A 9,595-nucleotide genomic window follows, 5' to 3' on the forward strand; every position below is an offset into this window, starting at 1 on the left:
CTGCCGTTGCGCGCTGCGCGCTAAACGGCGGCCAGCGCGTAGCGCGGCTGGCAGCTTAAAGCAACCGTACCTTTGTCGTTCGTATTCTTTTTAGTGTAAATGGACCGCTCCCAAGCAACTGGCCTTTTTCTCATCTCGGCCCTGCTCCTGGTGTATCTGTTTTTCTTCTCGCCCAAAGACAAGGTGGAGAAAGACAAAGCCCAGGCTACTACCTCCACGGCTGCCAACCCGGCGGCCTCCTCGGCCCCGGCGCTCGCACCCGAGGCCAAGCTCGATTCGGCGGCCGGCCCGGTGCGCAGCATCGAGGTCAAAAACCCCGAACTGACGCTCACCTTTTCGACCCAAGGCGGGCGCGTGGCCGCAGTGCGGCTAAATAACTACAAGACGTTCTTTGGCAAGCCGCTCGATTTGCTCGACGAGCAGAGCGCCCGCTACAACACCACCTTCCGCACGCTGGATGGTAAAACGGTGGACTTTGCGAAGCTGAACTTCCAGACTGCCGGCCCGCAGCCGGCCGCCGACGGCGGGCAAGTGCTGACGCTGACCGCGCCCGTGGCGGGCGGCACCGTCGCGCAGACCTACACCGTGCCCAAAACCGGCTACGAGGTGAAGTACAACTTGAAGCTCAGCGGCGTGAACGTGGCCCAGGAGCCCCTGAAATGGACCTTCCTGGACAACGTGCGTCAGACTGAGCAGGACATTAAGCAGAACCGCAACCACACCACCATCAACCACTACTTAGCCAGTGGCAAACAAGATAACCTGGCCGAAACCAGCGAGAAGCCCGAGGAAACCAAAATAACCGAGCCGCTGAAATGGGTGGCCGACAAGCATGACTTCTTCGTGGCCGGCCTCGTGGCCGATTCGCAGCCCTTCACCAGCGGGCAGTTCAACTCCAACGTCAACCTCACCGATTCGACCTTCATTAAGGGCCTGAGCACGCAGTTGGGTTTGCCGGTGGCCGACGTGACGAGCGCGGCCGGCGGGCAGTACCGCTTCTTTTTTGGGCCCAACAAGTTTAACCTGCTCAAGGAAGTAGCGCCCGATTTTGACCGCAACGTGTACCTGGGCTGGGGCTTGTTCCGCTGGGTAAACCGCTTCGTGGTGATTCCGGTGTTCAACTTCTTGCAGCAATACATCTCGTCGTATGGCGTGATTATTTTGCTGCTGGTAATTCTTATTAAGCTGGTAACCTGGCCCTTGACCTATAAAACCTATGAAGGCCAGGCCCGCATGAAAGTGCTGAAGCCTGAGCTCGACCAGATAAAGGAAAAGTACGGCGACGACCAGGTGAAGAGCCAGCAAGAAACGATGAAGCTGTACCAGCAATTTGGGGTGTCGCCGCTGGGCGGCTGCTTGCCCACGCTGCTGTCGCTGCCCATCATCCTGGCCATGTTCCAGTTTTTCCCCAACGCGATTGAACTGCGCCAGCAGTCGTTTTTGTGGGCTACCGACCTGAGCACCTACGACAACGTCATCCGGCTGCCGTTTTCGGTGCCTTACCTGGGGGCGCACATCAGCATTTTCACGGTGCTGATGACCATCTCGACGCTCTTCATGACCTACCAGAGCAACCAGATGAACACGGCCGCCATGCAGGGCCCGATGAAGTTTTACAGCTACCTCATGCCGCTGGTTTTCTTCTTCGTGCTGAACAGCTTCGCCGCTGGTCTCACCTGGTACTACCTCATGTCGAACCTCGTGACGATGGGCCAGCAAGCGCTCACGCGCACCTTCGTAGACGACACCAAGATTCGGGCCCAGCTCGAAGCCAACAAGGTGAAAAACAAGGATAAGAAGCCCAGCGGCTTCCAGGCCCGCCTGGCCGAGGCCATGAAAACTGCCCAGGAGCGCGAAGCGCAAGCCAAGAAGGGCGGTAAGGCGTAAGCACCTTTCACCGTATCGAAAAGGGCCTGCCGCGTAGTACGCGGCAGGCCCTTTTGCTTTACTACCTGCCGAAAGGCAGGCGGCAGGTTTGGCCTAGTTTTCGTTTTGTAAATTTTACTCACTACTGCCCCAGTTCACCACATGCGCTACCTGCTTCTTTTGCTCGCCCTCTCGCTTGCCCTACCCGGCCACGCGCAGAAAATCAAACCTCGTAAAACAAAGGCGATGTCTACTACCCAAGCTCCGCCCAAAGGTGATACCGGGCCAGTGCTGGTAGTGCAGCGCACGCCCTGCCACGGCACCTGCCCTACCTACAAGGCTGCCATCTACGCCGATGGCCGCGTGGAATACGAAGGCGAGCGCTTCGTAAACCGCATCGGCAAGCACACCCTGCGCCTGCCCGTGGCCACCGTCAACCAGATGCTGGCCGAGGCTAAGCGCATTAATTTCAACAACTTCCGCGACCAGTACGCGGGCGATGTATACGACTTGCCTTCTACCATCGTCACGGTGCAGCCAGCGGGCCAGCCAGCCAAGAAGGTGGAGGCCCGGCAGGATATCCCCGAAAAGCTGCAAGCCTACCTCGACTACCTCCACAAGCAGCTCGACCCGCTGGCCAATGGCCTGGAGGAGAAGTAGCAAGCTGGCGCACCAACTCAAATTGCCGTGCAGCCCCAGCGGGGCAACCCGTTGGTAGCAACTCTAGGTCTAACGAGGCGAAAGCCCCGTAGGGGCGACCCAATCTATTGGCTGGGTCGCCCCTACGGGGCTTTCGGGCGCTGAAGCAGGGCTGTTTTCTACCGACGGGCCACCCCGCTGGGGCTACACGGCAATTTGTGTTCACTATACGCGCTACTGCTTGCGCACGCGCTCCAGCAGCAGTTGGTTCATGGGGTTGGGCGCGAGGCCACGCACATTGTTCTGCGTGAGGCGGATAACCTCGTCGTAGTAGAGACTTACCACCGGGCTTTCGGCCACGATGAGGCGGTCCATTTGTTGGTAGAGGGCGGTGCGGCGGGCGGCGTTTTGCTCGCGGCGGGCCTGGTTGTAGAGGGCGTCGTACTCCGGCGATTTGAAGTGCGTTTTGTCGGGGCCGCCGGGGCTGAAATTGGGGCTGTAGAACAGCGAGAGGTAGTTTTCGGCATCGGGGTAGTCACCGAGCCAGCTTTTGCTGAAGAAGGCGGCGCGGCCGTTATCCACCAGCTCCTGCTGGGTAGCGGCCTGGTTGATGTCGATTTGAACCTGCACGCCCACATCGGCCCAGTTTTTCTGGAGGTATTCGGCCACAGCCTTGCGCTCGGCCACGGTGCTCAGGCGCAGGCGCAAGGGCTGGCCGGGGCCGTAGCCGGCCGCCGCCAGCAGCTGCCGCGCCCGCTGCGGCTGGTAGGTGTAGCCGGGCACTTTCTCGGGCGAAAACGAGGGCAGCGCGGCCGGCACGAAGCCCGACGTGCCGGGCACGCCCACGTGGTTGAGCACGTAGGCTACCAGCTCGGGCCGGTTGATGGCGTAGTTGAGGGCCTGGCGCACCAGCGGCTTGCGTAGCGCCCGGCCCTGGGCGGCCTGCTCGCCGGTGAGGTTGGCCGAGTCGAGCTGAAAGCCCAGGTATTCGGTGTTCAGGTAGGGCGCTTTCTGCACCGTGAAGCGGCCCTGAAAGTCGGTCCGCACGGTGCCGTCGGTGTTCATCACGAGGTCGCGCGAGCCTTCGCGGATGCCGCTTAGAAAGTCCAGCTTGCCTTGCAGAAAGGTCAGAAACTCGGTTTTACGGTCGGCGATGAAGCTGATTTGCACCGCGTCGAGGTAGGGTAATTCCTGCCCTTTGGCGTCGCGCCGCCAGTAGCCGGGGTTTTTGTGCAGCAGTAGCACGTTGCCGGTGTCCCAGAGCTTGAAGCGGAACGGCCCGGTGCCCACAGGGTGCTCGCGGAAGTCCTTGCCGTATTTCTCCACCGCCTCGTGGGGCACCACAAAGGCGTAGGGCATGGTCAGGATGCTCAGAAACGGAATAAACGGCTCCTTGAGGTGAATGCGCAACGTAGAGTCATTCGCCGCCACGAAGCAGGTGTCGCTGATGTTGCCCTTGCTGTCTTCCAGCACCTTGCCCCGGAATATCCAGCCGCCCGGCGAGGCCGTTTTAGCGTCGAGCAGGCGCTTGAAAGAGTATACGAAGTCGGCGGCGGTAACGGGGCGAAATGGCCCCGTGTCATGTCCTGTATTATTATCTCCTACCTGTTGCTTACTAGCATCTGTTCCTTTCTCAGTCCGCACTGCCGTCGCTGGGTTAAAGACCGCTGTGTTTTCGTGAAAGGAAACATCCTGCCGCAGCCAGAACGTGTACGTCAGCCCATCCGGCGAAATGCTGTACCGCCGCGCCAGCGCTGGGGCCGGCTGCAAGGTAGAGTCCAGCTCCATTAGCCCGTTATAAAGCTGCGACACGGCCCAGATATTAGCCTGGTTGCGGGCAAAGGCCGGGTCGAGCGAGGTTAGCGCCTCGGGCTGATTGTAGCGGAACACGCGCCGCTCGTCGGCCGCCGACTGCGCGGGGCCGCCGCAGGCGGCCAGCCCGGCCACCGCGCCCGCCAGCGTTATCCAGATTAAACTACTGCGCGTTCGCAAATCGTGTAGAAACATCTATTTAGGGTGTCGGTTGCAAAGGTAAGGAGTAGGCTTGCCGGCCCGTCGGGGCATTTGCACTTCCTACTCATCCTACACACCTCCCTATTTTCCCCCATGCAACTTACGTATTTCGGCCACTCCTGCTTTCTGGCCACCATCGGCGGCGTGCGCGTGCTTTTCGACCCCTTCATCCGCCCCAACCCGCTGGCCAAGGATGTGAACGTGGACGCCATTCAGGCTGATTACATTCTGCTGTCGCACGGCCACGGCGACCACATCGCCGACGCCGAGGACATTGCCAAGCGCACCGGCGCTACCATCGTGGCCATTGCCGAGGTGGCCGGCTACTTCGGGGCCAAGGGCATCGAGGTTATCGGGGCCAACCTGGGCGGCAAGGTCAAGCTGCCGTTTGGCACGGTACACTTCGTGGCGGCCGCGCACAGCAGTTCCTTCCCCGATGGCTCGTATGCCGGTGTGCCGGTGGGCTTCGTCATTAAGACTACTGACAACCAAACCTTTTACTACGCCGGAGACACGGGCCTGACCTACGACCTTAAGCTCATCAGGGACTGGTACACCCTCGATTTTGCCCTGCTGCCCATCGGCGACCACTACACCATGGGCGTGACCGAGGCACTGGTGGCGGCCGACTGGGTAGGCGCTACCGAGCTCATCGGCATGCACTACGACACCTTCCCGCCGCTCATCATCGACCACGCCGCCGCGCAGGCCGAGGCTAAAGCCGCTGGCAAAAACCTACGCCTGCTACCCATCGGCAGCTCGGTAGAGCTGTAACACCAAGCTCCAGCTTGGTGAATCGTTGTTGGGCCCATTCACTAGGTAGAATTGCAACACCAAGCTCCAGCTTGGTGAATCGTTGCGGAGTAGGCGAACCCGGCAACGATTCACCAAGCTGGAGCTTGGTGTTACCTACACCTTTGGCTAGTCCATTTTTTTTAGCCTTATTTTGTATGTTGAACTACGCCGGCTCGCCGGCCATTAGCTACTAGGGCAGCGCATTTTCGTTATACTGTTTGTTGTTATGGGTAAAATCATTGCGGTAGCCAACCAAAAAGGTGGCGTTGGCAAAACCACCTCGGCCATCAACCTGGCCGCCTCGCTGGCGGCGCTCGACTACCGCACCCTGCTCGTCGATGCCGACCCGCAGGCCAATGCCACTTCGGGCGTGGGCTTCGACCCCAAAGACATCGAAAACAGCGTGTACGAGTGCATGGTCGATGGCATTCCGGCCAAGGACATCATCGTGCAAACCAACATCTTGCCGCACCTCGACCTCATGCCCTCGCACATCGACCTGGTGGGCGCCGAGGTGGAGATGATAAACCTGCCCAACCGCGAGGAAAAGATGAAGGCCGCCCTGCGCCCCCTGGCCGCCGAGTACGACTTCATCATCATCGACTGCTCGCCCTCGCTGGGCCTCATCACCGTGAACGCCCTCACGGCCGCCAACTCGGTTATCATCCCGGTGCAGTGCGAGTACTTTGCCCTCGAAGGATTGGGCAAGCTCTTGAACACCATCAAGATAATTCAGAGCCGCCTCAACACCGACCTCGAAATCGAAGGCATCCTGCTCACGATGTACGACGTGCGCCTGCGCCTCTCCAACCAGGTAGTGGAGGAAGTGCAGATGCACTTTCAGCAGCTCGTGTTCGACACCATCATCCCGCGCAACGTGAAGCTGAGCGAGTCGCCGAGCTTCGGCATTCCCGTCATTCTGCACGACGCCGAAAGCAAAGGCGCAGTCAGCTACCTCAACCTGGCCCGCGAAATCGTGGAAAAGAACAGCGTGGAAGCCAACCCCGAAGCGGAGGCGGCCGACGAGCTGGCGTAACGTGTAGCGCGGACTCTGCGAGTCCGCGCATACTAGTGCTACGAACAGCGCGGTTTGAATGTAGGCGATGATAGACCAGCAAGTTAATCCGGTTGCCTGGGCTTTGCTCAATGATGAGCTAACCGACGCGCAAGAGCATCTGGCACAAATGTGTCAGGAGATGCAGCAAGACCCTGATTTCAGCGAAATTGAGTTTCGCATCTGGCTCGCACATATATACTCTCATCTGAATCGCGCCTGGAATCGCCGCAACGCTACTGACGCGCAGATTACACCGGAAATAGAGCAAACCACCTGGGATGAATGGAGTCAGTTTCCAACTGATATTGAGCCGTTATAAAACCATTTGTGATGCTCTCACCAGCTGCCCATCCGCTCATCACCATCGACCCGGAAATTCGTTTTGGGCGACCGTGTATTATTGGCACTCGCATCAGTGTCGCCGATGTGCTGGCTTGGCTCGGCAACGGGATGAGCTTTTCGGAAATAATCAGCGATTTTCCAGAGCTTGATGAGGAGATGATTCGAGCCTGTTGTCGGTATGCAGCCAACCGCTAGCGATGCAGAAAGCCCGCCTCAACTAATCACGCGTCCACCTTGCCCTTCGCCCGCTAGGCCGTAATTTTGAAGTTCAGCGGCCCCTTTACCTTTTGGGCCACGCTGCTTGGTACTATGTCCGCAGAGAAGAACGAAGATAAAATTCAGGCGGCCCTGGCGGCCAACCCGGGCGCGGCTGCCGCCGCCAAGCGCCGCATCGGCGGCCTGGGCCGCGGCCTCAACGCCCTGATTGAAGGCAACTTCGACAAGCCCAGCGAGCGCTCGGTGGCCGCCGTGCCCACGCCCAGTCCGCTCAACATGGTGGGCCACATCGCGGTCGACCAGATTGAGGCCAACCCCTACCAGCCCCGCACCCACTTCGACCAGGAGGCGCTGGCCGAGCTGGCCGACAGCATCAAGGCGCAAGGCATCATTCAGCCCGTGACGGTGCGCCAGCTCGGACCCAACCAGTACCAGCTCATTTCGGGCGAGCGACGCTTGCAGGCGTCCAAGCTGGCGGGCCTGGAAACCATCCCGGCCTACATCCGCAAGGCCGACGACCAGCAGATGCTGGAAATGGCGCTGATTGAGAACATTCAGCGCGAAAACCTCAACGCTATCGAAATTGCCCTCAGCTACCAGCGCCTGCTGAGCGAGTGCAACCTGCGCCAGGAAGACCTGGGCGAGCGCGTGGGCAAAAACCGCTCGACCGTCACCAACTACCTGCGCCTCTTAAAGTTGCCGCCCGATATCCAAATCGGCCTGCGCGACGCCGTCATTGGCATGGGCCACGCCCGCGCCCTCGTCAGCATGGAAGACGCGCAGCAGCAGGTGGCCCTTTACCGCCGCATCGTGGTCGAAGACCTGTCGGTGCGCCGCGTGGAGGAGTTGGTGCGCCAGGGCGCGGCCCAGCCGGCTGCCAGCACCCCCGCCGCCCCGCAAGAGCAGCCCGCCCCGGTGGTGCCCGTGGCCGAGCTGCGCCGCACCGAGCGCCAGCTTACCGACTATTTTGGCTCGAAGGTGCAGCTGAAACCCACGGCCCAGGGCCGCGGCGAAATCAAGATTTCCTTCGACTCGGTGGAGGATATGCAGCGCATTCTGCACATTTTGCAGCCCGCGTAAGGTGCTGAATACTATTCGCTGGCAGCGTGGCGTTGGCAGCTTTTGTATGAAAAACCTGCTTGATGTATTTCCGCGCTGGGCCTGGGTAGTGGGGCTGCTGTGCCTGGGCACGGCAGCCCCGGCCTGGGCACAGCTACCCAGCACCGCCGTGGTCGACCCCGACCTCACGCAGCCCCGCAACGACACGGCCCGCGTGGCCCCCAAGCTCACCAAGGCGCAAAAGCGCGAACGGGCGGCCGCTGATTCGGTTTTCAAAACTGAGCGCTTGTTTGGCCTGCGGGTGACGCGCGCCCAAAAGGCGGGCTACCTGGCTTTGCTGCCCGGCGCGGGCCAGATTTACAACCGGCGCTGGTGGAAGCTACCGCTGGTGTACGGCCTAGTGGGCTCGCTGGGCAGTATCGAGTACTTCTACTGGTCGCGTTATAGCAATTATGTAAAGGCCAAGGAGTTGCTTCAGACCGATAAGACCTATACCTATGGCGACGAGCGGCTGGGATATGCCAGGTTAGCGCGCAACGGAAATGAAATCGAAAGCGGTATCATCTTTTATCGCCGCAATCGCGACCTGTACATTCTGGTCTTCATGGCGGGCTATGGCCTGCAAATTCTGGATGCCGTAGTGGATGCCCACCTGCACGATTTCGACGTGGGCCGCGACCTGAGTTTGCACTGGCAGCCAGCGCTGCTACCAGTTCCCGGCCAAGTGCTGCCCGGCATAGGGGCTACCGTAGCTTTGCGGGTGAAGTAAGAATAACGTTTACGTCCGTCATGCTTCGGCTGCGCTGCGCTCAGCATGACGGACGTAACTACTAGACAATCAACATGAGAATCATTCTTATCGGCTACGGCAAGATGGGCCGCACCCTGGCCGAGCTGGCCCCGGCCCACGGCCACGAGGTAGTCGGCATCATCGACCAGCACGCCTCAGCGCAACGCATCGAAGACTTCACGCCCGCCACGGCCGATGTGGCCATCGAGTTTACGCACCCCGAGTCGGCGTTTGCCAACGTGGCGGCCTGCCTGCGGCAGGGCCTGCCAGTGGTGTGCGGCAGCACGGGCTGGCTACACCACTTCGACGAAGCCAAGGCGCTGTGCGCGGAAACGGGCGGGGCGCTGTTCTACGCTTCCAATTTCAGCGTGGGCGTCAATTTGTTCTTCCATTTCAACGAGTACATCGCGGCCAAGATGCACGAGTTTCGGGCGGGCTACGATGTGCAAGTGACGGAAATTCACCACGTTCATAAAGTAGACCAGCCCAGCGGCACGGCCCTCACGGCGGCGCAGGGCATCCTGGCGCACTTTCCCGAAAAGAAAACCTGGCGCAACGCACCCGCTCAGGCTCCCGACGAGCTGGCGGTGCTGAGCGAGCGGCGCGGCGAGGTGGTGGGCACCCACGAGGTGCGCTACGTGTCGGCCGCCGATACCATTGAGCTGCGCCACGAGGCGCACTCGCGCGCGGGCTTCGCGGCCGGGGCGCTACTGGCGGCGGGCTGGCTGCCGGGCCGGCAGGGCGTGTTTGGGATGACTGATTTGCTGGGGCTGTAAGGTCTAAAACGCCTGTCCTTGCGAGCGCAGCGAAGCAATCGC

At 60.5% G+C, this 9,595-nt stretch carries 10 protein-coding genes; 9 read left to right on the top strand and 1 reads right to left on the bottom strand.

Annotated features, from left to right (window positions below; translation table 11 throughout):
- Positions 1 to 99: 99 nt before the first annotated feature.
- Both yidC and VFO93_RS22075 read left to right on the top strand, forming a co-directional pair.
- Complete coding sequence (yidC, locus tag VFO93_RS22070) at positions 100 to 1,887, top strand: membrane protein insertase YidC (protein ID WP_325136547.1); 1,788 nt, start codon at positions 100 to 102, stop codon at positions 1,885 to 1,887.
- Between the two features lie 225 nt (positions 1,888 to 2,112).
- The gene (locus tag VFO93_RS22075; RefSeq protein ID WP_325136548.1) at positions 2,113 to 2,526 is read left to right on the top strand and encodes a DUF6438 domain-containing protein; all 414 of its coding nucleotides are present in this window, start codon (positions 2,113 to 2,115) and stop codon (positions 2,524 to 2,526) included.
- 213 nt (positions 2,527 to 2,739) lie between these two features.
- Here VFO93_RS22075 and VFO93_RS22080 read toward each other — a convergent pair whose 3' ends face one another.
- Positions 2,740 to 4,512, bottom strand: a complete 1,773-nt coding sequence (locus VFO93_RS22080) for an ABC transporter substrate-binding protein (protein WP_325136549.1) — start codon at positions 4,510 to 4,512, stop codon at positions 2,740 to 2,742.
- 99 nt (positions 4,513 to 4,611) lie between these two features.
- Between VFO93_RS22080 and VFO93_RS22085 the strand changes: the two genes are divergently transcribed.
- From VFO93_RS22085 to dapB, 7 genes are all read left to right on the top strand, one after another.
- Entirely contained in the window at positions 4,612 to 5,292 is a 681-nt protein-coding gene (locus tag VFO93_RS22085) for a metal-dependent hydrolase (protein WP_325136550.1), read from the top strand.
- Positions 5,293 to 5,539: 247 nt separating this feature from the next.
- Complete coding sequence (locus tag VFO93_RS22090; RefSeq protein ID WP_325136551.1) at positions 5,540 to 6,349, top strand: AAA family ATPase; 810 nt, start codon at positions 5,540 to 5,542, stop codon at positions 6,347 to 6,349.
- A gap of 67 nt (positions 6,350 to 6,416) precedes the next feature.
- The gene (locus VFO93_RS22095) at positions 6,417 to 6,689 is read left to right on the top strand and encodes a hypothetical protein (protein ID WP_325136552.1); all 273 of its coding nucleotides are present in this window, start codon (positions 6,417 to 6,419) and stop codon (positions 6,687 to 6,689) included.
- Positions 6,690 to 6,700: 11 nt separating this feature from the next.
- Positions 6,701 to 6,907 (top strand): DUF433 domain-containing protein, encoded by a 207-nt coding sequence (locus VFO93_RS22100; protein ID WP_325136553.1) that lies wholly within the window; start codon positions 6,701 to 6,703, stop codon positions 6,905 to 6,907.
- A 114-nt stretch (positions 6,908 to 7,021) separates the two neighbouring features.
- The gene (locus VFO93_RS22105) at positions 7,022 to 8,008 is read left to right on the top strand and encodes a ParB/RepB/Spo0J family partition protein (RefSeq protein ID WP_325136554.1); all 987 of its coding nucleotides are present in this window, start codon (positions 7,022 to 7,024) and stop codon (positions 8,006 to 8,008) included.
- Between the two features lie 46 nt (positions 8,009 to 8,054).
- Positions 8,055 to 8,756, top strand: a complete 702-nt coding sequence (locus VFO93_RS22110) for a DUF5683 domain-containing protein (protein ID WP_325136555.1) — start codon at positions 8,055 to 8,057, stop codon at positions 8,754 to 8,756.
- 74 nt (positions 8,757 to 8,830) lie between these two features.
- Positions 8,831 to 9,553: a 4-hydroxy-tetrahydrodipicolinate reductase gene (dapB, locus tag VFO93_RS22115; RefSeq protein WP_325136556.1), complete on the top strand. Its 723-nt coding sequence runs from the start codon at positions 8,831 to 8,833 to the stop codon at positions 9,551 to 9,553.
- The last annotated feature ends 42 nt before the right edge of the window (positions 9,554 to 9,595 follow it).

It is taken from the genome of Hymenobacter sp. (assembly GCF_035709525.1).
Taxonomy (GTDB): domain Bacteria; phylum Bacteroidota; class Bacteroidia; order Cytophagales; family Hymenobacteraceae; genus Hymenobacter.